General features: G+C 39.2%; 20 protein-coding genes. 18 read left to right on the top strand and 2 right to left on the bottom strand.

What is annotated here, in order from left to right; translation table 11 throughout:
- The first annotated feature begins 254 nt into the window (after window positions 1-254).
- The 10 genes from BLR86_RS16920 to BLR86_RS16965 all read left to right on the top strand — a co-directional run bounded on the left by BLR86_RS16920 (window position 255) and on the right by BLR86_RS16965 (window position 7,106).
- Window positions 255-1,301, top strand: a complete 1,047-nt coding sequence (locus BLR86_RS16920; RefSeq protein WP_090763922.1) for an aldose epimerase family protein — start codon at window positions 255-257, stop codon at window positions 1,299-1,301.
- Window positions 1,302-1,879: 578 nt separating this feature from the next.
- Window positions 1,880-2,272, top strand: a complete 393-nt coding sequence (locus tag BLR86_RS16925) for a YidH family protein (protein WP_090763925.1) — start codon at window positions 1,880-1,882, stop codon at window positions 2,270-2,272.
- A gap of 345 nt (window positions 2,273-2,617) precedes the next feature.
- A complete protein-coding gene (locus BLR86_RS16930; RefSeq protein WP_090763927.1) occupies window positions 2,618-2,881 on the top strand; it encodes a metal-sensitive transcriptional regulator in 264 nt (87 codons plus the stop codon).
- Window positions 2,882-3,004: 123 nt separating this feature from the next.
- Window positions 3,005-3,484, top strand: coding sequence for a DsrE/DsrF/DrsH-like family protein (locus tag BLR86_RS16935; protein ID WP_090763930.1), 480 nt, complete (start codon window positions 3,005-3,007; stop codon window positions 3,482-3,484).
- A gap of 43 nt (window positions 3,485-3,527) precedes the next feature.
- On the top strand, window positions 3,528-3,890 hold the full coding sequence (locus tag BLR86_RS16940; protein ID WP_090763933.1) for a rhodanese-like domain-containing protein: 363 nt from the start codon (window positions 3,528-3,530) through the stop codon (window positions 3,888-3,890).
- 25 nt (window positions 3,891-3,915) lie between these two features.
- Complete coding sequence (locus BLR86_RS16945) at window positions 3,916-4,212, top strand: rhodanese-like domain-containing protein (RefSeq protein ID WP_090763938.1); 297 nt, start codon at window positions 3,916-3,918, stop codon at window positions 4,210-4,212.
- A gap of 52 nt (window positions 4,213-4,264) precedes the next feature.
- Window positions 4,265-4,834 carry a sulfurtransferase TusA family protein gene (locus tag BLR86_RS16950; protein WP_090763941.1) on the top strand — a complete coding sequence of 190 codons (570 nt, stop codon included), beginning with the start codon at window positions 4,265-4,267 and terminating at the stop codon, window positions 4,832-4,834.
- 61 nt (window positions 4,835-4,895) lie between these two features.
- Window positions 4,896-6,023 (top strand): MBL fold metallo-hydrolase, encoded by a 1,128-nt coding sequence (locus tag BLR86_RS16955; protein WP_090763944.1) that lies wholly within the window; start codon window positions 4,896-4,898, stop codon window positions 6,021-6,023.
- A gap of 28 nt (window positions 6,024-6,051) precedes the next feature.
- Window positions 6,052-6,279 carry a sulfurtransferase TusA family protein gene (locus BLR86_RS16960; protein ID WP_090763947.1) on the top strand — a complete coding sequence of 76 codons (228 nt, stop codon included), beginning with the start codon at window positions 6,052-6,054 and terminating at the stop codon, window positions 6,277-6,279.
- Window positions 6,280-6,329: 50 nt separating this feature from the next.
- Entirely contained in the window at window positions 6,330-7,106 is a 777-nt protein-coding gene (locus BLR86_RS16965; protein ID WP_090763949.1) for a sulfite exporter TauE/SafE family protein, read from the top strand.
- Window positions 7,107-7,625: 519 nt separating this feature from the next.
- Here the strand turns inward: BLR86_RS16965 and BLR86_RS16970 are convergent.
- Window positions 7,626-9,122 carry an OmpL47-type beta-barrel domain-containing protein gene (locus BLR86_RS16970; RefSeq protein ID WP_090763952.1) on the bottom strand — a complete coding sequence of 499 codons (1,497 nt, stop codon included), beginning with the start codon at window positions 9,120-9,122 and terminating at the stop codon, window positions 7,626-7,628.
- Window positions 9,123-9,977: 855 nt separating this feature from the next.
- Window positions 9,978-10,187 (bottom strand): hypothetical protein, encoded by a 210-nt coding sequence (locus BLR86_RS16980; protein WP_254782357.1) that lies wholly within the window; start codon window positions 10,185-10,187, stop codon window positions 9,978-9,980.
- 735 nt (window positions 10,188-10,922) lie between these two features.
- Between BLR86_RS16980 and BLR86_RS16985 the strand changes: the two genes are divergently transcribed.
- The 8 genes from BLR86_RS16985 (at window position 10,923) to BLR86_RS17030 (ending at window position 22,440) form a co-directional block, all read left to right on the top strand.
- Entirely contained in the window at window positions 10,923-13,724 is a 2,802-nt protein-coding gene (locus BLR86_RS16985; protein ID WP_217642394.1) for a beta-glucosidase family protein, read from the top strand.
- A gap of 285 nt (window positions 13,725-14,009) precedes the next feature.
- Complete coding sequence (locus BLR86_RS16995) at window positions 14,010-15,521, top strand: right-handed parallel beta-helix repeat-containing protein (RefSeq protein WP_090763959.1); 1,512 nt, start codon at window positions 14,010-14,012, stop codon at window positions 15,519-15,521.
- A gap of 354 nt (window positions 15,522-15,875) precedes the next feature.
- Window positions 15,876-16,586: a DsbA family protein gene (locus BLR86_RS17005; protein WP_090763964.1), complete on the top strand. Its 711-nt coding sequence runs from the start codon at window positions 15,876-15,878 to the stop codon at window positions 16,584-16,586.
- Between the two features lie 2 nt (window positions 16,587-16,588).
- Window positions 16,589-17,008 carry a disulfide oxidoreductase gene (locus BLR86_RS17010; protein WP_090763966.1) on the top strand — a complete coding sequence of 140 codons (420 nt, stop codon included), beginning with the start codon at window positions 16,589-16,591 and terminating at the stop codon, window positions 17,006-17,008.
- Between the two features lie 486 nt (window positions 17,009-17,494).
- On the top strand, window positions 17,495-18,874 hold the full coding sequence (locus BLR86_RS17015; RefSeq protein WP_090763969.1) for a rhodanese-like domain-containing protein: 1,380 nt from the start codon (window positions 17,495-17,497) through the stop codon (window positions 18,872-18,874).
- A 14-nt stretch (window positions 18,875-18,888) separates the two neighbouring features.
- Window positions 18,889-19,353 (top strand): hypothetical protein, encoded by a 465-nt coding sequence (locus BLR86_RS17020; protein ID WP_090763972.1) that lies wholly within the window; start codon window positions 18,889-18,891, stop codon window positions 19,351-19,353.
- A 582-nt stretch (window positions 19,354-19,935) separates the two neighbouring features.
- Window positions 19,936-20,967: a LacI family DNA-binding transcriptional regulator gene (locus BLR86_RS17025; protein WP_175492935.1), complete on the top strand. Its 1,032-nt coding sequence runs from the start codon at window positions 19,936-19,938 to the stop codon at window positions 20,965-20,967.
- A 201-nt stretch (window positions 20,968-21,168) separates the two neighbouring features.
- Window positions 21,169-22,440, top strand: a complete 1,272-nt coding sequence (locus BLR86_RS17030; protein ID WP_090763978.1) for an ABC transporter substrate-binding protein — start codon at window positions 21,169-21,171, stop codon at window positions 22,438-22,440.
- Window positions 22,441-22,458: the final 18 nt, after the last annotated feature.

Here is a 22,458-nt window from a genome sequence, read left to right on the forward strand (position 1 = left end):
TAAGTAGAGACACTTCTGAGTTGATCATAAATAAATCGTAGAGAATTTGATATGCTTATCCAATTCTTTTCTTGAGGCCGGAGTTGTTATTTCGGCCTTTTTTCTAATATTAAACTTTTGATTAAGGAGAATGACATGTATGAAAGATTCTCATTAAATTAAACGTCATTCACAAAATTGTTTCATATGTAATGCAGGAATTCTTTTTAGTTATAGGGCACGTTTTTATCATCTGATGCAAAGAAGGGAATTACATGGAAGTTATAAAGGAAGACTTTGGGGAACACAATAATCAGTCTATATATTCTTATAAAATCACAAATGACCGAGGAGCGGAAATAACCTGTATCAATTTTGGATGTATAATTACTAAAATTATCGTACCTGACAAGCAGGGGAATTTAGAAAATGTTGTCCTTGGGTATGATACTCTTGAGGAATATCTGAACGACACAGCATTTCTCGGTGCTGTTGTTGGCCGCGTGGGCGGGCGGATAAAAGGAGCACATTTTGAATTGGATGGACGAAGCTATACACTTGCAAAGAATGAAAAAATTAATCATCTTCACGGCGGCATAAAAGGATTCAATAGGGTTATTTGGGATGCCGAAGTATTTGAAAATGGAGATGAAGCAGGAGTTCAATTCAAGTACTTAAGCCCTGATGGTGAGCAAGGGTATCCTGGAAATGTAAGAATAAATGTTACCTACACACTAAATAACGAAAACGAATTAATTATTACTTATGATGCTGATACAGATCAAAAGACACTTTTGACAGTGACAAACCATTCTTATTTTAATTTAACCGGCAATCTGAAACGGGATATATTAAATCACACATTAAAAATTAAGAGTGATAAGTTTTTAGAACTGGATCCAGAATTTATCCCGACCGGTACACTTTTAGATGTAAGAAACACCCCATTTGATTTTACGCAAGAGAGGAGTATTAAAACAGGAACTCTCTCCAATCATCCGCAAAATGATTTAGTAGGGGAAGGGTATGACCATCCATTTGTTTTAAACAGCAATCGTGACAGAGAAATAGTACTGAAGGACCCTGAAAGCGGAAGAACGTTAATTGTGGAAACGGACGAGGTCGGAGTTGTTGTATATTCTGGTAATTCATTAAGCAATGAAGGAGAAATTCGCGGTGTTCCATGGAGAAAGTACTTGGGAATCTGTTTGGAAACACAAGGTCTTCCAGATGCAATCAATCATCCTACATTTCCATCAGTAGTGCTTGATAAGGATCAGAAATATTTCTCGGTTACGAGATATCGATTTGGTTTGGAATAGGTTAGTATCCTGTTAAAATAAGTCAGGAAATTGATTTGGGAGGTTTTCTTTAGGAACCCCCCAAAACTATAGTTTTATTTTTATACTTTCATAATATCAAGAAAATTTCCTATTAAGATAGAAAAAACACCTAATGCTGACGTAATTAAGGTACCATGGGTACGGTTATGTCTTTATCACATAAGATTCCTTATATAGGGTAACCATAAACCGTCCCCTTGACTGCTACCAATTGACTCACCCTAGTAAACTTTTTTTTAATCCCTCAATTCGGTCCTTTTCTGTATTTTTTGTCGATAATAAAATAATAGGAACATTGCTGTCCAATTCATAGCGCATCCACCAACAAAGTTAAGATTCGGTTAATTTTGAGCGTTTCGTGAACAAATACTATCCAAGGTATTATGCTTTAAAATGGAGGAAAACGGAAAAAATTTTCAGATTCTCAAGGAGTCTTCTATCCACATAAAAAAGCCACTAGGGTTCCTGGAATATCAGGATATCGTCTCTCTTGAGGTATAAAGAGGATATAAGGGTATAAATTAATAAGGAAATCCTAAATTAAGGAGGAGGAAGCAATGAGTATCGGAAAAGAAATAGAAAAAGAGAGAGACAACATACCAACACTCGATTCGAGATACATTCAGCAGCATTTAGCAAATGAAAGAACGTTTTTAGCTTGGATTAGAACTGCTATTGCAATCATAGGAGTGGGTTTCTTAGTTACGAATTTACATTTTAATATGAAAGAAAGTCTTTCACCTGTTGGGGATTTACTTGCAAATATGATTGGAATTGCTTCAGTTGGTATCGGAATCATTACAATCATTATGGCAACCGTTGTTTATCTAAAAAAAATCAATACGATTAATAACCAAACATATACAGCATCAAAAAAATATATTATTACTCTTAGTGTATTAATAATTGTTATTGCCCTATTATTTGGTTCATATTTCTTACTGGTATAATATAAATTTTCATATTCTACAGGGGACTGAACTATAGAATGGTAGGTTACCAATTGATTTTGAAATGGCGAGTATTTTATTGGCCGCTGGTAACAGCGGTCTTTTATTCGAAAAACTTTTTTAATAAACCGTTGACACCATACCTATAGGGGTATACTATTGAGCGTGTCATTGAAATTTGTTTCTTTGTAGGAAGCTTAAATGATATATTTAATATTAGCGTCAATAGTAATACTAGATATACTATATAAAAGATATTTTCCAGTTTTTGGTTGTAATAAATTATCAAATAGGAGATCTTGATTTGTCTAAAGTGAAAATTCTACTGTTAAGGAGGTAAAAGTCATGGACTATAATGATCAAATAAAAAATAGGGTTAAACGTATCGAGGGGCAGCTTAGAGGAATATTACGATTAATGGAAGAAGAAAAGGATTGTAAAGATGTTATTACCCAGCTATCCGCAGCTAGAACAGCAATTGATCGAACAATTGGGGTAATTGTAAGTTCAAATTTAGTCGAGTGTGTTAAAAAAGCAGAGGAAACACATGAAAGAAGTGCAGAAGAATTAATCAAAGAAGCAGTAGACCTACTAGTTAAAAGTCGATAAAAAAGGGTTGACACCCTCTTTTATTTTTATTAACATTATACCCATAGGGGTAAGGGTAGCGTAATTATTTTTTGGTTAAAACAAATACCCGTATAGGTAATTAATATATAGGAGGTCATAAAAATGACAGAGAAGAAAAAAACAACAATCGTCTTATTGAGCGGTGATTATGATAAAGCAATGGCAGCTTATATTATTGCGAATGGTGCAGCCGCCTATGATCATGAAGTAACGATCTTTCACACTTTCTGGGGATTAAATGCATTACGAAAAGATGAAAGTATTTCAGTTGAAAAAGGATTTTTGGAGAAAATGTTTGCAAAAATGATGCCAAGAGGCGCTGATAACATGGGATTATCCAAAATGAATTTTGCTGGTTTTGGACCTAAGCTTATCAAAAAAGTAATGAAAAAACACAATGCAATGCCTCTTCCTCAACTAATTGAGATGGCACAAGAGCAGGATGTAAAATTAATAGCATGTACGATGACGATGGATTTACTGGGTCTGCAAGAAGAAGAGCTTTTAGATAATATTGAGTATGCAGGAGTTGCAGCATATTTAGCAGAAGCTGAAGATGGTAATGTCAATCTGTTCATTTAATTTATATGGGGAATTTTTTCCCAAAACTATAGGAGGGCTAGACTTGGAATATATCAATTACGTATTCATTGCAATTTTCATCTTATTTATTGTTTATCGTTTCATGCCGACTAAAGGTGTAAGAAATATTTCAACAACAGAATTAAAAAATGAATTAAAGGATAAAAATAAATTGTTTGTAGATGTAAGAACACCTGGAGAATTTAAAGGAAATCACATTAGGCAATTTAAGAATATTCCCCTTAATTTACTTGCACAAAAAGCGGAGAAAGAACTTTCAAAGGACAAAGAAGTAATTGTTATTTGTCAAAGCGGAATGAGAAGCGGACAAGCAAGTAAGATATTAAAAAAATTAGGCTATACGAAAGTAACAAACGTAAAAGGCGGCATGAATGCATGGTCATAAAAGAAAATAGAGGCGGATTTTAAAAATGAAAGCAATAACTGTAAAGGAAGTTGAACAATTACTAAATGAAGGAAAAGAATTAAATATTATTGATGTTCGTGAAGTAGATGAGGTAGCAGGTGGAAAGATACCTGGTGCTGTAAATATTCGCTTAGGATTATTGGAGTTCCGTATGCATGAATTAGATAAATCAAAAGAATATATCATGGTTTGCCGGTCTGGAGCTAGAAGTGGTCAGGCATCACAATTTCTTGAGTATCAAGGATTTAATGTGATTAATATGACAGGTGGAATGTTGTCCTGGGAAGGGAAAGTAGAATAAATTTTTTAACCACAACAATACCCGTATAAGTATAAAGGCAGGAGGATGTTAAATGGATAGCATGAAAGCAAACGTAATTTTAGACGCAAAAGGATTAGCATGTCCAATGCCAATTGTTAAAACAAAGAAGACTATGAGCGAATTAGAGGCTGGTCAAGTATTGGAAGTCCAAGCAACAGATAAGGGATCCAAAGCTGATATTAAGGCATGGTCTGAGAGATCAGGTCATCAGTATTTAGGCACGTTGGAGGAAGGAGAAGTATTAAAGCATTATTTAAGAAAGTCCTCTAATGATGAAACAATTGAGAGAAAACATCCGAATGTCGTTAATAATAACGAACTCGAAAAGAAACTTGCTACAAGTGAAAAAATTGTTGTTCTTGATGTAAGAGAAACAGCGGAATATGCTTTTAATCATATTCCTAATGCTATCTCTATTCCCTTGGGGGAACTAGAACAACGTTCAGGTGAATTAGATAAAGCAAAAGAAATATATATTGTTTGCCGGACAGGAAGTCGTAGTGACCTTGCTGCACAAAAGCTAGCAGAAAAGGGATTTACTAAAGTTATTAACGTACTACCAGGGATGAGTCAATGGTCCGGAAAAACAACTGCACTATAGGATAAGATCGTAGATTAGTCAATTTTTTTGAAATAAAATATACCGTAGGGGGTAAGTTGATATGACTGTCAATCCAATGACTTCTAAAGAGGTAACGAAGAAAGTTTTTAATAAGGAAGAATTATTTATTCTAGATGTTCGAAATGAGAGTGACTTTCAGGATTGGAAAATTGAAGGGGAAAACTTCAATTATTTTAATATCCCTTATTTTGAATTGCTAGATGGTGTTGAAGGGATTATGGAAAAGATTCCTTCTGATAAAGAAGTTTTGGTAGTGTGTGCGAAGGAAGGATCATCTATTATGGTGGCTGAAATGCTCTCTGATGAAGGACTGACTGTTTCTTACCTACAGGGTGGAATGAAAGCTTGGAGTGAGCATTTAGAACCTGTAAAAGTCGGGGATTTAAAAGATGGTGGCGAAATTTATCAGTTTGTACGTATTGGTAAAGGATGCTTATCTTACATGGTTGTGTCAAACGGCGAGGCCGCTATTATTGATGCCACTCGGATGACGGATATCTATCTTGAATTTGCTGAAAGTATTGGCGCAAAAATTACTCATGTTTTTGACACACACTTACATGCGGACCACATTTCCGGTGGAAAAATTATTGCAGAAAAAACAGGCGCAACTTATTGGCTGCCTCCAAAGGATGCAACAGAAGTAACTTTTTCTTATCAGCCATTAAAGGACGGTAATGTAGTAGAAATCGGTAACGTGAAAATCAATATTCATGCCCTATATTCACCAGGTCATACCATTGGGTCTACTTCATTTATTGTGGATGAAAAGTTTTTACTATCTGGAGATATCTTGTTTATTAATTCAATCGGAAGACCTGATTTAGCCGGCTTGGCACAAGATTGGGTTGGAGATTTGAGAGAAAGTCTTTATAAACGCTACAGAGAATTATCAGAGGATTTAATCGTTCTTCCTGCTCACTTTATGATCATTGAAGAATTGAATGAAGATGGCAGTGTATCAGAAAAATTAGGAACACTGTATGCTAAAAACCATGGCTTGAACATTGAAGACGAAAATGAGTTTAGAAAATTGGTAACGGAAAATTTACCACCACAACCTAATGCGTATCAAGAAATTCGTGAAACGAATATGGGGAAAATAAATCCTGATGAAGAAAATCAACGTGAAATGGAAGTTGGACCAAATCGCTGTGCCGTTCGATAAAAACAACAATAACTAGGAGGTAAAAGAAATGGAGGCAAATAAGATTTTAGATGCAAAAGGGTTGGCCTGCCCGATGCCGATTGTAAGAACAAAAAAGGCGATGAATGAATTAGAAAGTGGTCAAGTGTTAGAAATCCATGCGACGGATAAAGGGGCAAAAAATGACCTTGTAGCATGGGCAAAATCAGGCGGTCACGAGGTTGTGAAACACGAAGCGGAGAACGATGTTTTGAAGTTCTGGATAAAAAAAGGTTAAGAAATAGGGAACCGATTGGGGTTCCCTTTTCTTAAGGGGGAGGTAGTACCATGGATATTGGCTTTATTATTACTATTTTCATAATTGGTTTTATTGGTTCATATATATCTGGAATGTTAGGAATAGGCGGTTCTATTATTAAATATCCGATGCTTTTATATATTCCCCCTATATTTGGTTTAGCTGCATTTAGTGCCCACGAAGTATCAGGGATAAGCGCTGTTCAGGTGTTTTTTGCGACAATCGGTGGTGTTTGGGCGTACCGTAAAGGAGGCTATTTAAATAAAACACTAATTGGATATATGGGAGCCAGCATTTTAGTTGGTAGTTTTGTTGGCGGTTTTGGTTCAAGGTTAATGTCAGAGGGCGGAATTAATTTAGTTTATGGGATATTAGCATTAATAGCCGCTGCCATGATGTTTGTTCCGAAAAAAGGAATTGATGATATCCCATTAGATCAAGTGAAGTTTAATAAATGGCTGGCAGCATCGCTAGCATTCATTGTTGGAATTGGCTCCGGAATCGTTGGAGCAGCAGGAGCGTTTTTATTAGTTCCAATCATGCTAGTTGTTTTAAAAATACCAACACGTATGACGATTGCTTCTTCATTGGCTATTACATTCCTTTCTTCAATTGGTGCGACTATAGGAAAGATTACTACTGGACAAGTAGAATTCTTACCTTCCGTAATTATGATTGTTGCAAGTTTAATAGCTTCACCATTAGGTGCAATGGCTGGTAAAAAAGTAAATACCAAGGTTTTACAAGTGGTATTATCCTTTTTAATTTTAGCAACAGCTATAAAGATTTGGATGGATATTTTATAAGTCGAATACTTAAGAAAAGGGTACTGCAATTAAAGAAGATACTGTTTTCCAAGGGGGAATTAAGATGACTGAAGGACAAAATAAAAAGACTAATTGCACTGAAACTGGAAATCGCGAAGAATCAATAATAAAGATACTATTTAATTAACAGGCTCACCAGCACCCCATGAGCTGCCACATACACACGACACACGTTGAGTGCGTCTCGCAGATAGTTTTAAAAGAAGCAGCAGACCCCAAATAGGGGATTCTGCTGCGTTTTAATCGGGTATGGAAGCCTAAACAGGCACTTTTGTATTTATTAAGGTATACTCACTACCTCTAATGAAGTAACGAGGTTCGTAAGAATATCTTCCACATATTTGAAAAAATTAATGGTAACTAGTAATTAATGATTGCTAACCTCTTCTAACAGGAGCTAATTCTTTCTATTCTTGTTAGAAAAGCGATATCGGTTCTCTGTTTTAATCGAAAATGAAAAAGCAGCCATACCATTGGGTATAGCTGCTTTTTAAGCTTTTACTTCTTAGAATTATCGTGTTTTACCACAATTTCCTGAGAAGCAGTAACTGTGTTTCCGGCACTATCGGTTGCTCTATAAGTAATAGTATAAACACGGTCTCCACTGCCACTTCTTTCAGCACGTACTAAGAAGTTTAGATCGGATGTCCCGAATTCAGCGCCTTGTATATCTTGAGTTGTATTTCCAGAACCTTTTGCGAGATCCGGTTGATTACTTACAATCGATACCAATTCATATGAATCAACTCCAGATAAATTGTCGACTGCTTTGACTGAAGCATTTATCGGAACCAACTTGTGGTTTTTATTTGTGATAACTGATTGATCTAAAGAAACGGTTAATGTTGGTGCTGTTTTATCGATTTTTACCTCAATGGATTTAGTTTCTTCAACATTACCTGCGTTATCAATGCTCTTATACTCAACTGTGTTTACGCCTTCGTTTTGTAATTCGAACGCATTGGTATACTGGCTCCAATCACCATCATTTATTTTATATAATGTTTTAGCAACTCCCGATTTATCATCAGTAGCATTTAATGAAACTTTGACATCACTTGAGTACCATTCATTAGCCTTTGGTAAAGAAGATTTTAGTTCCATTTTTGTTACAGGGCTAATTTGATCGGATGGGACTATTTTAATAGAATAATCGCTTAAATCGCGGTCCTCATAAGTGGATACATATTCTAAATCGCGGTATATATAAGTTAATTTTTCGTTATAATAAGCAATGGAATTATTTTGATTATCCCATACATAGATGTTTTGTAGTTTATATTCACCTTCAGCATCATTCTTATTGACGGGGAAAGTCCCTTCATATTTTCCGGTTTTAGAGTTATAGTAGAGGCCCATAGATCTAGTACCCCCGTTCGGAAAACGATAGCTCACATTTACATATTTAACCCCTGATAAATCGTCTGTTATATCTGCCGACATCTTAACATGATTACCAACGGAAGCCTCTCTAGCTGAAACTGTAAAACTATTTACTGTTGGCGGTGTAACGTCTGAATTGGTTCCATATACATTGATATCATATTCGCTTAAATCGCGGCTTTCAGAATTATAATCACTGAAGGGGTATGTTTGGTTTATATATTCATAGTCATTTCTTTGATTATCCCATACTCCGATGCTACCTATTTTCCATTTACCTTCAGTATCATACTGACCGACGTTGAAAATCCCTTCATATTTTCCAGTTGCAGAGTTATAATAGAGGTTAACAAGTTTACCACCCGTGCCTTTCGGATTATCATAAAACACACTTACAGATTTAGTTCCTGATAAATCATCTGTCACATCTGCCGATATCTTAACTAGGTCATCAACCGTGGCCTCGTTATCTGAAACTGCAAAACTATTTAATGTCGGTGGTGTACGATCCTCTTGTGCAAAGCCTGTTGATGTTGGAGATACTAATGATACTATCATCAATAAAACCATTACTTGTGCAAGAAAACGTTTCTTCAAAACTATCATGATCAAACCATCTCTCCTCTGAATTACGATTTCATTATCTTATTAAATAACACATCTACATCTTATTACTTTTGCATTATATTATTAAAGAATAGTAAAAAAAAGTAAATCAATGGAAAATGAGCGATTAGACTTAGATTTGGGACGTGGGGATAGGTCCGTTGACCCGCCATATCCTTCTAAAATTAAATCTTCGATCGCAGTATTGGATAATTTCATCGTTTTAGGTGTCTGTGCATTGAGATCAAAAAGTAGAGAAAAATATATTCTTATCTTAACAAGGGCCCAGAGCTATATAGCTCTGGACCCTTTTTTCTTGCCATTATTTTTTAAAAATAAGGGAGTAATTCAACAGGCTGCATCTCTCATTTTTTGAATAAAACGATTGACCCTACAAAAGGCTATTTGGTACCAAGGTTTATATTCGTTCTTCAGCAATCGGGCGCGATTGTGGAATAAGCGTCTTTTTACCTTCTTCAACTATAGAGGGTTTCAGTTGAGGAAGCTAAAGTTGAATATGTATAAGAAAAATAGGCTCGATTCCACTAAAATAGGGACCGAGCCTAAATAACTGAACCCACCAGCACCCTTGTGTTGCCACCTACACTCCGCACATGTGGAGTGTAGGTGGCACAGATAGTTTTAAGGAATTAAAAACAAACGTGCTAGTGTTAGGGGTGCTTTATCATTAAAGATATACTACTATATAGCACCCCTTAATAAAGCCTCATATACAGACACAGAATATAGTGAATAAAAAAGAAGATGAACACTACATTTTGTATAGAATTCATCTTCTTTTTCGTTTGAAGGGGCTTTTGTCAACCGCCCCTTGAGTTGTTTATTTTTGTGTGTAACATCCTAAATCTTAATATCAATCTTCGCATTTTTCTTTAACTCTTCAACCTGCTGAGCGAGTTTTTGCTGCTGTTTTTGCTGTTGAAGAGATTGCTCGATTTGCGGTTTTACTTCATCAAGCTTTGGCACTTCTTGCCCAGTACTCTTTCCTTGTTCCGCATATTGATCATACGCTTTTTGAATTTCTTCATCGGTTATTTTAGCAGCCGGCACTTCTTTCTCAACGTAGATCTTGAATATTTTCTACATATGATCTTCCACAATCGTGCCCGATTGCGGAAGATCTCTATAGCTAAAAATTAATATTCTAGTACTAATTCTTATTGAACAAAGCCGTTAGTTGAAACTTTTTTGTGGAGGATCAAATAGATGTTAAAGCCATTTCATACTTATTGAACAAACATTTTAATATCCTTTGTAAAATTGATAACGCATCAAACGTAGTCAACTCGATAATAACAAAAATCCTATTTCTTAGAACGAACGTGAACCAAATTACTAAAATATTAAAAATGCCTCCCAATAAACTCTTTGAATAAATTTTTGCTATTTTCTTAATCCTCCCATTACTTACTTTTTTTACAATGTTAATAAAATGTAAACTACCATTTACAATTTTTCTTCTCTACTATAAATAGTAGTCTAATTAATATATATATCCTACAAACAACCTGTGTAATTATTCCCTAAATAAATTAATTTATCAAATCAAAAGGTAAGCATAATTAACCAATTTATAGAGAAAACGCATACTTACTAATACAATATGCCTAATATTCTAATAATTTACACTGTCGTAATAATTATTTTGCTATATTATTTTTAGGGCAAAAAAATATATTGCAATATTATTTTTGGCGTCTATTAAACTCAAAAAAATATAGAAGGGAGGATTAAAACGAATTAGTTTAATACATAGGCAACATAGATAGAAAGGGAGAGGTTAAGATGAAGATGAAGAAACGAATTAGTTCAGTTTTGTTGACAGCAGCAATCTCTATGTCTACGTTAGGAATTCCTGTTAATGCGATGAGCGATGGAACGGAAGGGAACAGACCCTGGATGAACACTCAGCTCTCTGCTGAGGAGCGCACCGAGCTGCTTCTCGATGAGATGAAGATGGAACAGAAGATCCAGCAAATCGCCACCTCGCGCTTTAATGAGAACGACACCGGTAAGACGGTCGTCATCAATAATCCTTATAAAGCAACCGAGTACCGGAACGGTGAATTCGCGCCCCAGGGTACTCTGCCCGGGTGTGAGTTTCAGGACACTGGCCGTCAGATCCGTGGGATCGAGGAGCTGGGCATCCCCACAATCCGCATGACCAACAGTGGTACGGGCGTGATGGGCGGATCGTGTGGCAATAACCCAGAGGCGACGGGCCTACCGTCCACCCCGGGCTTGGCCGCGAGCTTCGACCGTGATCTGAACTATGAGGCCGGCCGGATCCTCGGCGAGGAGGCCCGGGCCTTCGCGCATCACGTGCTGCTTGGGCCGAGCATGAACCTCATCCGTCACCCGTACGGTGGCCGGGCCTTTGAGTACTTCAGCGAGGACCCGTATCTGACGGGTGCCATGGCGACCGAGCAGGTTAAAGGCATCCAGGAACAGGGTGTCCAGGCCCAACTTAAGCACCTGGCAGGCAACGAGCAGGAGACCGAGCGTAATACGATGGGTGGCGAGATTCCCTCAAAGGCCATGAACGAGCTGTACATGCTGCCATTCGAGATGACCGTCAAGGATGCTGACCCGGCCTCCGTGATGTGCTCGTACCCGATGGTTAACAGCACCTTTGCCTGTGAGAGCCCTGAATTGCTCCAAGAAGCACTAAGGGACAACTGGGGCTTCGACGGTTGGGTAATGAGTGACCGTCGCGCGGTTCACGACACAGTCGGTGCCATCAAGGCGGGCATGAATGTCGAGCTAGATTGGGCACCGCAAAACTACACCCTAGAGAAGATTCAGGAGGCCCTCGACTCAGGTCTGGTGACCGAGGACGACATCGATAATCTGCTTCGTCCACGGTATATCAAGATGATCGAGATCGGCCAAATGGATCATCCTTACGACAAGTTCCTGCCAGAGATCGTCGATCCGATGGCCAACGGCGCTAGCGCACGTAAGATGGCCGAGGAAGGGTCTGTACTGTTGAAGAACGATAACGGCTTCCTGCCACTGAACGGAGAGCCGAAGTCGATCGCGCTGATCGGCGTCGAGTGGTTCGCTGGCATGGCGAAGCTGCCGGAGCACTCGCTCAAAGCCAATAACACGAACGTCGTGACCCCTTACACGGTCACACCGCAGGAGGGTCTGGAGAACGTCATCAAGGAGCTGGGCTACGACACCAAAGTGACGTACAACGATGGCCGTGACCCAAAGGCTGCCGCTATGCTTGCCGCTGAGTCCGATGTCGTGCTGCTTATGGTCGGCGACAACCCAGCTGAGAGCAGGGACCGCGAGACTCTTGGCTTCCCGGCGATCGACCTCGACCCGACCGCCAAAGGAGTGGACTTGGTGGAGCAGGAACCGCTGATCGATGCAGTTCTAGAGGCCAACGCGGAGAAAACCGCTGTGATCCTGAAGACCTCCGGTACGGTACTTATGCCGTGGCTGGATAAGGTACCTGCCGTCCTCGAGGCGTGGAACCCGGGTATGGAGGATGGCAATGCCGTTGCTAACCTGCTTTACGGTAAAGTCAATCCTTCCGGTAAGCTGCCAATGACGTTCGGTGCCACTGAGCGTGAAGCTGCATTCGCGACTGAGGCGCAGTTCCCAGGAACCCGTAAAGATACTGGTAATGCAGGTGGTCCGGGCGCGTACGGTGATGGTTCCGACCAGCTAATCACCCAGTACACTGAGGGCTTAGAGATGGGCAACCGCTGGTATGAAGCCAACGACGTGAAGCCGCTCTTCCCATTCGGGTACGGCTTGTCGTACACGACCTTTAAGTATGACGACCTCAATGTGAAGGTGGGCCGCGGTTCAGGCCCTGAGAATGGGGGTCAAGGGGTGTCCAGTATTGACGTGTCCTTCACCGTCACGAACACCGGCGACGTTGCCGGCGCTGAAGCGGCACAAGTCTACTTGACTCTACCGGACGAGGCTGGGGAGCCGTTCAAGCGTCTTGTTAACTTCGAGAAGGTTGACCTTGAGCCAGGTGATAGCCAACAGGTGACTATGCGTATTGATCAGGCTGACTCTAACCACCCGTTCTCTTATTTCATTCCGGCAGAACCGGACAATCTAGCGAACTGGGCTGACGGAGAGTGGGCTACTGCTGACGGGAAATACCGCGTGCATGTTGGTGGTTCATCGGCAGACACTCCGCTGGAAAAGAGCATCACAGTAAACTTCAAGAAACCTACAGCTGAAAAAGCTGAAGAACAGAAACGTGAAGAAGCTAAAAAAGCTGAAGAACAGAAACGTGAAGAAGCTAAAAAAGCTGAAGAACAGAAACGTGAAGAAGCTAAAATAGCTAAAGAACAGAAACGTGAAGAAGCTAAAAAAGCTAAAGAACAGAAACGTGAAGAAGCTAAAATAGCTAAAGAACAGAAACGTGAAGAAGCTAAAAAAGCTAAAGAACAGAAACATGAAGAAGCTAAAAAAGCTAAAGAACAGAAACGTGAAGAAGCTAAAAAAGCTGAAGAACAGAAACATGAAGCAGCTAAAAAGGCTGAAGAACAGAAACGTGAAAACTGGTGGAATTTTTCTAACTGGTTTACCAAACTCTTCACCAATTTTCAGTAATGAAAAATCAGTCAACTAAAAAGGCTGAAGAACAGAAACGTGAAGCAGTTAAAAAAGCCGAAGACAAACTCAACTAGGACGACTGTAAGGGCAAGGGGAACTCCCGTTAGGAGGCCCCTTGCCATGGGATGACATAGGCGACCTGGTAGGGGTCTTCAGGCATCCTGAAAGTAGTGAGCCCACGGGCCTCGGCGTGATTCGCCGAGCCCGCGGGCTCACTGTTTTTCTCGACGCCTCTATGGGCGACGAGAGGGACGAAAGGAGTCATGGAAGGAGAGGAGAAGTATGATGAAGGAATCAGTTCGGAACAGCTGGCGAGGTCCGGCGCATTCGTGGTGGGTGGTCATCGGCTTGGTGTTTCTCTTGACTGCATGCACCGTCGAGGGATCCGACGGGCCGGTCGTGAGCGATGACGTCGTGGGACCCGCCCCGTCCGAGCACGGCGACTGGCATGTCCCTGGCTTGGTGGACCGGTCCGGCGCGCCGATCGAGGTGCAGATGCCGGGTCCGGCCACGGGAAGGACCCTAGACGTCACGCACTTCGGGGCAGATCCGGATCCGGACTCACACGATGACGCAGCAGCCATCCGAGCGGCCATGGACGCGGCCGAACCGGGTGATGAGGTCGTGCTGCCGGCAGGCACGTATGACCTGCGCTCCACTGACCCGGCCGACGATTCGGCGAACATCGTGTTGCGCAGCGGCGTGGACCTGCGCGGAGAAGACCAGGAGAGCACCGTGCTGGTGACCTCCTTCGACGGCGAGGACGATAGCCGGGTGATCCGCGGATCCGGCGTCCACGACGTCATCGTCGCTGACTTCACCATCACCTCCCGTCATGAGGGTCCACTCGGTGACGATCCTGACGGCGGTGACCTGGGTGGCGGCCCGATGTTCGGGATCCACATTGGAGCCCGCGAAGGAAAGGCTAGCTCCCGGGTCCTAGTGGAGAACTTGGGTATCCGCAGGTTCGAGCGCCACGGCATCTCCGTCAAGGCCAGCCGTGAAGTGACCCTCTCTGGAAACTATGTCAGTGAGGCAACTGCCGTCGGTCCCGGCGGACAGGGCTACGGCATCGCTATAGAGGGCTCAGTGGACCAGCACGACCCGGACGCTGCGAATGATTCCCGTCACAATGTCGTCATCGGTAATACCTTCGATGGCAGGCATTTACGTCATGCCATTTTGCTGCAATTCCCCACGCACAATAATCTCGTGGCGGAGAACAACATCGTCGGCAGCCATCTTGACGCCATCGACGTGCACGGCGAGGGTGAATACCTGAACGAGGTTCGGGATAACACGGTCATTGACGGTCAGCGGGCTGGTATCGCGCTGGGCAACTCCGGCGGGGCCAAGAACAAGCACGACGCCTCGGGGCCTGGAAACTGGGTGCACTCCAACGACCTGATTGGAAATCGTCAGGGAATCCTCGTCATCCTTGGAACTCCTGACAGCCTCATCGAGGACAATAGGATCACAGCTGGGGAGGATTCGGAGGCCGGCATCGAGGTCCGTAATGCACCTGGCACTGAGTTGCATGGTAATCACATCACTGGAGGGATTGACGGGTTCTGGGCTATCCGGCTCAGTGAAGACCGCGGTAATGACGGACGGGGTACAGGAATCCCCTCAGGCATTAGGATCGAGTACAACGTCATTCGACAGGCCGCCAACGGCATCAGGATCGATGCCGGGAAGGACCTCAGCATGGTCGAAAACGTCGTGGATGGCATCGTTGGAGCCGAGCTGAGGGTGGCCGACGGGATCGAGGTCGCGGGTCAGGGCTCAAACTAAGAAAGTTGGTATTTGATTCCCGTGCTAAAGAGATAGCAGACAAATCTGGCTTTTCTTTGAACTAAGTAAAGAAAATTCAATAGGGATAAATGTGGCACCATCTGTCCAACCAAGGGTAAGCATGCGAAATCCCTTATAGAAACGCAACGGTGCGAAAGTTGAGTAACTAGTAATTCTTATTTTAATTTCTATAATTAACCCAGCCTTCATCAAAAAGATGGCTGGGTTCCATCTAATAAGTTCACTCATTTTTCACATAAACCATATTTAATATATTTACTCACTACTTATTCAATATTTGCTTCAACATAAAATAGGCATAAAAGAGAAAACATAATCTGGAGGTGCTTTTAAATGAAGGAGAAAAAAAGTAGCGCTAATTTTATAATTATTATTATAGTCATAATAGTTGGATTATTAGCTGCACTATATTTTTTAGGCAAACAACAAAATGCAAACCTGGAAAAACAATTTCCTTTGTATGAAAGTGTAGAATTAAAAAAAGAAGTAACGGATTTTGATTATGCAAATCAACCGTTTATAGGGGATGAAAATGCTCCTGTATCAGTAGTAGAGTTTGGAGACTTTAAATGTCCTGCCTGTGCACAGTGGAAACAAATTGTTTATCCCACTTTGTATAGTGAGTATATTGAAACAGGTAAAGTGAAATTCTATTTCATTAACTTTCCGTTTATAGCTGCTGATTCAAGACTTGCTGCGTTAGCAGGGGAATTGATTTATCAGCAAAACAAAGATGCTTTCTGGCAATATTACACTGAATTATATGCAAATCAACCACCAGAAGCACAAATTTGGGGAACATATGAATTTTTAACTAAGTTCGTAAAAGAGAATGTAACTGGCATTGATTACGAAAAATTCAATAAAGAATTAAAAGAATTTAAGGATTTTGAAGAAGTTAAATACGATTTTGAAATCGCAAAAAAATTGAACGTACAAGGAACACCAGCTCTTTTTGTTAATGGACAACAATTACAAAATACGAGTTATGAATTGTTAAAACCTAGTATTGAAGCTGAATTAGCTAAATTAGAGGCAAAATAATAATGATAAACAGTATTAGATTCGCGTGGATTGTTTCTGTTGTAGCAACATTAGGAAGTTTGTATTTTAGCGAAGTTCTTGGTTGGGTACCGTGTATATTGTGTTGGTATCAACGTATTTTAATGTATCCGATGTCGATTATTTTAGGGGTATCAGTCTATAAAAATGATACAAAGGTTATCCCTTATATACTCCCATTGCCTATTATTGGATTGTGTATATCTACATTCCATTATTTAAAACAACACTTACCCTCTTTTGCTGAAATAGGTTCTTGCGAATTTGGTGGTGTTTCATGTACAACAGATTACATTGATTGGTTTGGATTCATCACTATTCCTTTCTTAGCAGGGACAGCTTTCTTATTAATTTTAATTACTTTTATATATGAACTCAAAAAAAATAAAAAGAAGTCAGAATAAATCTGGCTTCTTTTTATTTTTCTAAGTAGAAATCAATAGCGATGTTTATCGTATTAGATTCAAAACCGTTTCTCATCAGAAATCCGTAGCATTTGCTTTTAAATTCATAATCAGAATTAGATTTTCTAATGATTTTATTTTAAAGAAGTAATCACTAAAATTTTCACCTTTAATCTGTATTAATCTAATGGCTAAAAAAAGCAGGTGAGTTACATTTCATCTGCTTCAAAGATTTACACTACTAACTAATTTTACACATCACTCATAGAAAACCTTGTATTAATAACGTTTAAGACCTATTTCGACCCCGACCACTTGCCGGATTGCCTCTATCGTTAAAAATTGTTTTATTGGTTTTTTCGATAGAATTTCAATAAAACTAGTCAAAATATCAATGTGACAAAAAGGTGAAATCTCTTTGGATGAGAATGATTCCTGATATGATAAGTAGGCATCGAAGTTTGAAATTAAAAGGGAGAGTTCAGAATGTTTAGAGGAAAAAGAAATCCGGTTTTACTCATCATGTTGCTGCTTTTAGCTATCTTAAGTGTAACGGCCTGTAATTCAGATAAAAAAGATCAGCCTACAAATAAAAAAAGTGATGAAGCAAAAACAGCTATTACAACGGAAGAATTACAAGAAAAACTAAATGATGATTCATGGGTGGTTGTTGACACTCGTATTAATGATGCTTTTAACGGTTGGAAGCTGGATGGAGTAGAAAGAGGCGGACATATTGCTGGAGCAGTTGATTTTTCTGCCAATTGGCTAAAAGTAGAAGCTGATAATAAAGAAAAAACGTTAGACACAGCGCTTGAAACAAAAGGGATCAGTTCTGATAAAAATATTGTTTTGTATGATGCAAACGGAACGGATACCAAAAAAGTAGCTGAATATTTAAAAGGAAAAGGCTATGAAAATGTCTTTACGTATGATGTAAAAGAGTGGGCTAAAGATGAAAGCCTTCCTATGGAGAACTTTGAAAACTATCATATGATTGTACCCGCAAGTGTTGTAAATGATATTATAGATGGTAAAACACCTGAAACATTTGAAGAAGGAAAAAAAGTGAAAATTGTGGAAGCGAGCTGGGGAGAAGAGAAAGACGGGTATGCTAATGGTCACGTACCAGGGAGCTTCCATATCAATACTGACGACATCGAGCCACCACCAGCATGGATGTTAGCAAGTGATAAGGAGTTAGAAAAAGTTGTCTTAAACTATGGGTTTACGAAAGATGACTCTGTCATTGTCACTTCAGAAAGTCAAATGGCTGCCTATCGTGTAGCTGTAGCTCTTCGTTATGTAGGTATAGAAGATGTACGGGTTTTAAATGGTGGGTTGGGAGCTTGGACTGCAGCTGGCTATGAAGTTGAGACAACTAGTCATAAGCCGAAACCGGTTACTGATTTTGGTGCTTCAATACCTGGGAATCCGGATTTAATCGACACAATCGAAGAAGTAAAAACGGAAGTTCTAGCAAATCCTGAAAAGAATACATTAGTAGATAATCGTACTTGGGAAGAACGTATCGGAGAAACTTCCGGATATTCTTATCATGATAAAAAAGGTCGCATTCCGGGATCTGTATATGGATACGCAGGATTGACAGATGCGAACTCACTTGAAAATTTCCGTAACATTGATAATACAATGCGTAATTTTGATGAAATCGTAGCTCTATGGAAAGAAGAAGGAATTGATTTAGAGAAAGATCTTTCCTTCATGTGTGGAAGTGGCTGGCGTGCAGCTGAAGTCTTAACGTATGCACAAGTTTATGGACTAAACAACTCTTCTCTTTATAGTGATGGATGGATTGGATGGAGTAACAATCCAAGTAATCCTGTTGAAACAGGAGAAGAATAAAGGAATAGATAGTTATGAGTAATAAATTCCTAAAATGGATCTTACACATTATTTTACTTTTCATTCAGATTGGTTTAATAATTGCTGTTTTTGTGGTCAATTATCTGACTGGTACTAAAGCAGGTGTCTACCGCCATATTTATACGAGAAGGATGCAATATGCGGAGGGGATTTACTCACCTTCACATTTGCTATGGCAGAGTATTATTGCAGCATGTATCTGTATACTATTTATATTCCTTTTCTACTATGCAGTGAAAAAGGGTCATAGCAGGTTTTACAAAGTCCAAATTGCCTTAGCTTCCTTATTGAGTTTCTTCGTAATCGTAGTGATCCAAAGCGGATTTTTTATCAATATGATGGCATATCCATATTTCATCATGGTTTTCGAAATCATTTTGGTGATTCAAATCATCATTGTAATCATAGGGAGCTTCTATGAAAAACAAGTAGGAAGCAATAGGCATAGAGCTTACTGAACTAAACCTCAAAGGGGCACTTTTTAAGTGCCCCTTTTGAGGTTTTTACCTATTTACGAGAACGTAGTTTATTAACAAACTAGGTGAATTTCTATAAACGGTAAAGTTTTGTTATAATTCATTTCAATATACCAGTAATTTTTTTTGGTTTTCTTTAGAAAATGTGTAATTTAGTTTTGGTAGAAAACAAAGGCTATCTCAGCACTAGAATGGATTGATATTGTAGCATCTGTATAACAATGAAGGTGTTTTTATTTAATAAAAAAACATACCTAATAAGTCTCCGCTTGTAAATTTATATCAGCCCAAAAGGATAGAAAAAGGGGTTAGTCCCGATCGCTTTAACGCACGGGGGGACTGACCCAAACTACTAATGAGGTGAAATCTACATCACCTTATAATTTTATTAAGGACCGTTACAGTCCTGTTACCGAGGATGATGTGACAATATAAATTAAATATTATACAAAAAGTGAAGTGGAAATAGGAAGTGAGGGAAGAGATTACTAGATAGTAGATAAAGGTAACAATACAAGGTACAATATTAAATGTAATCGGTTAAATAAAAAAAGGGGAATGTGTATGGTTACAAGAAAAGATGTTGCGCTAAAGGCAGGAGTTTCACCATCAACAGTATCGCGTGTCATTAATAATAACGGGTATGTTGCCCTGGAGGCAAGAAAAAAAATAGAAGCAGCTATTGCCGAATTGAACTACATACCGAACCGGGCAGCACAAAATTTACGGGCGAAATCCTATAAACAAATTGCTTGTATCTCCCCCTCTATTAGTAACCCTTTTTTTTCAGAGATGTTTATGGGGATAGAGGAAATGGCAATTGAGTGCGGATATTCATTATCTTTGTATAATATTACGAAGAAAAAACGAAATTATTTAAAGCAAGTTGTAGAAGGTCCTTATGATGGGGTGATTTTGCTTGCATCACATGAATTAATCATAATTAAAGATTTTCTTGAAAATATTCAAAACATGCCACTGTCTATCTATTGGGATCGAATTGATAAAATAAACATTCCACGTAAAGCAGAAATTCCTCATGTATATGTGGACTTAAAGAGAGTAATGAGACAATCGGTAGATTATTTGATAACAAATGGACATAAGGAAATTCTCTTTTTAGGCCATTATTATGAAAAAGAAAGAAACAGTAATCCAAGATACAAGGGCTATGAAATGGCTATGAAGGAAAATCACTTACCGATTAAGGATTATTTTCAAATATTCGTTGAAATGTATGAAGATAAATTGACGACGGGGTATGAAGCGATCAAGATGTTATTGGATAAAGGGCAAGATTTTACTGCTGTAGCTGCGTCTAACGATTTGTTAGCAGCTGGAGCCATAAGGGCGATTATTGAAAGTGGGAAGAAGGTTCCTGAGGATATTTCCGTCATTGGTGTGGATAATATTGAGTTAGCCAAAATCGTGACACCAACATTGACTACGATGAATATTCCCAAAAAAGAAATTGGCAGAATGCTAGTACGGCAGTTAATGGATCAAATACATAACGAAAGTACGATGAAGAAAAGTATTGAAGCTGAAGTTATTTTGAAGGAAAGAGAGTCAGTAAAAAGTCTAATAATTAAATAATTTTGATTGACAACGGTTACAAAGTGATTTATTTTTAGAACATAGCAGAAAAAATATCTAGTTGAATAAATCGATGCGAGATTTTTTTATTAAATAATGTGGTTACGTGGCCATGTTATTTTTTGAGCATTGTGGTCACGTGACCATTTTTTCTGCAAAGTGGTCACGTGACCACAAATTTAGAAAAGGGGAGCGAAAAAAATGAAAAGATTTTCAGTATTATTGTCATTACTATTGGTTCTAACAGTCTTCTTGACAGCCTGTGGCAGTGGAAAAGATGAAAAGGCTAGTTCTACTGATGGAAAAGCTACCATTACGGTGGCATCCTGGAATGCTGCTGCGGATGCTTTAACAGAACAAATTGAAGGATTTAACAAAAAGTATCCAGATATAAAAGTGGAAGTACTACATACGGATACTGGATATTCCAAAGTTACCCCAGCTTTAGCAGCAGGAACAGGAGCTCCGGATATTATTCAAACACAAGCAAGGGATTTTCCAGCATTTCTTCAGAAGTTTCCTGATCAATTTGCGGATCTAACAGACAAAACGGAAAAATATAAAGATGATTTTATTGAGTCTTCTTGGAAAAGCGTAACAAAAGATAATAAAGTTTATGCAATGCCATGGGATGTAGGCCCAACTGCATTATATTACCGAATCGATTTATTTGAAGAAGCAGGCATTGATGTTGAATCGATTAAAACATGGGACGATTATATTGAAGCAGGTAAGAAATTAAAAGAAACATTCCCTGATACAGCGATGACCCTCTATACAAATGATTTTAATCTTTATGAAATCTTCTTAAACCAATTGGGTGGTTCTTATGTGAAAGATGGAAAAATTAATGTAAATTCACCGGAATCAGAAAAAGCACTTTTACTGCAAAAGAAAATGAAGGATGAGGGCATTGCCATTAATGTTCAAGATGGTAATGGACGAATTCCAGCACTAACGAACGATAAAGCTGCCAGTGTTATTTTACCTGTATGGTATGCAGGTACGTTACGCCATTCTGTTGAAAAACAAGCTGGCAAATGGGGCATCGTTCCGATTCCGGCTTTTGAAGAGGGTGGAAATACACAAGCAAATTTAGGCGGATCCATATTAGCAGTGTCAAAACAGTCTAAAAATGTGGATGCAGCATTTAAATTTATTGAATATGTGTTAACGACAGAGGAAGGTCAAAAGATTATGCTAAAATACGGACTTTTCCCTTCCTATACGCCTTTCTATAAAAGTGAAGCATTTAATACAAAAGATGAGTATTTTGGAATGGAATTATATCCTTTCTTTGCGAAACAAACGACAACCATTAAAGATATGGAATATGGTCCGATTATGTTAGACGCAACGAAACCGCTTAAAGATATGATCGATGGCGTGCTGGCAGGAAATGATGTCAAGAAAATGATGGGCACGACTGCAGAATCAATATCGAAATCTACTAAGCTTAAAGTAAATAATTAGAAAAAATAATAAGGTAGG

The organism is Bacillus sp. OK048 (assembly GCF_900103525.1).
In the GTDB taxonomy this organism is placed as follows: Bacteria; Bacillota; Bacilli; order Bacillales; family Cytobacillaceae; genus Neobacillus.

Bases quoted from the DNA above. Each gene is read 5' to 3' on its own strand.
- BLR86_RS16920 (WP_090763922.1), top strand. From the start codon at position 255: ATGGAAGTTATAAAGGAAGACTTTGGGGAACACAATAATCAGTCTATA.
- BLR86_RS16925 (WP_090763925.1), top strand. From the start codon at position 1,880: ATGAGTATCGGAAAAGAAATAGAAAAAGAGAGAGACAACATACCAACA.
- BLR86_RS16930 (WP_090763927.1), top strand. From the start codon at position 2,618: ATGGACTATAATGATCAAATAAAAAATAGGGTTAAACGTATCGAGGGG.
- BLR86_RS16935 (WP_090763930.1), top strand. From the start codon at position 3,005: ATGACAGAGAAGAAAAAAACAACAATCGTCTTATTGAGCGGTGATTAT.
- BLR86_RS16945 (WP_090763938.1), top strand. From the start codon at position 3,916: ATGAAAGCAATAACTGTAAAGGAAGTTGAACAATTACTAAATGAAGGA.
- BLR86_RS16950 (WP_090763941.1), top strand. From the start codon at position 4,265: ATGGATAGCATGAAAGCAAACGTAATTTTAGACGCAAAAGGATTAGCA.
- BLR86_RS16955 (WP_090763944.1), top strand. From the start codon at position 4,896: ATGACTGTCAATCCAATGACTTCTAAAGAGGTAACGAAGAAAGTTTTT.
- BLR86_RS16960 (WP_090763947.1), top strand. From the start codon at position 6,052: ATGGAGGCAAATAAGATTTTAGATGCAAAAGGGTTGGCCTGCCCGATG.
- BLR86_RS16965 (WP_090763949.1), top strand. From the start codon at position 6,330: ATGGATATTGGCTTTATTATTACTATTTTCATAATTGGTTTTATTGGT.
- BLR86_RS16985 (WP_217642394.1), top strand. From the start codon at position 10,923: ATGAAGATGAAGAAACGAATTAGTTCAGTTTTGTTGACAGCAGCAATC.
- BLR86_RS16995 (WP_090763959.1), top strand. From the start codon at position 14,010: ATGATGAAGGAATCAGTTCGGAACAGCTGGCGAGGTCCGGCGCATTCG.
- BLR86_RS17005 (WP_090763964.1), top strand. From the start codon at position 15,876: ATGAAGGAGAAAAAAAGTAGCGCTAATTTTATAATTATTATTATAGTC.
- BLR86_RS17010 (WP_090763966.1), top strand. From the start codon at position 16,589: ATGATAAACAGTATTAGATTCGCGTGGATTGTTTCTGTTGTAGCAACA.
- BLR86_RS17015 (WP_090763969.1), top strand. From the start codon at position 17,495: ATGTTTAGAGGAAAAAGAAATCCGGTTTTACTCATCATGTTGCTGCTT.
- BLR86_RS17020 (WP_090763972.1), top strand. From the start codon at position 18,889: ATGAGTAATAAATTCCTAAAATGGATCTTACACATTATTTTACTTTTC.
- BLR86_RS17025 (WP_175492935.1), top strand. From the start codon at position 19,936: ATGGTTACAAGAAAAGATGTTGCGCTAAAGGCAGGAGTTTCACCATCA.
- BLR86_RS17030 (WP_090763978.1), top strand. From the start codon at position 21,169: ATGAAAAGATTTTCAGTATTATTGTCATTACTATTGGTTCTAACAGTC.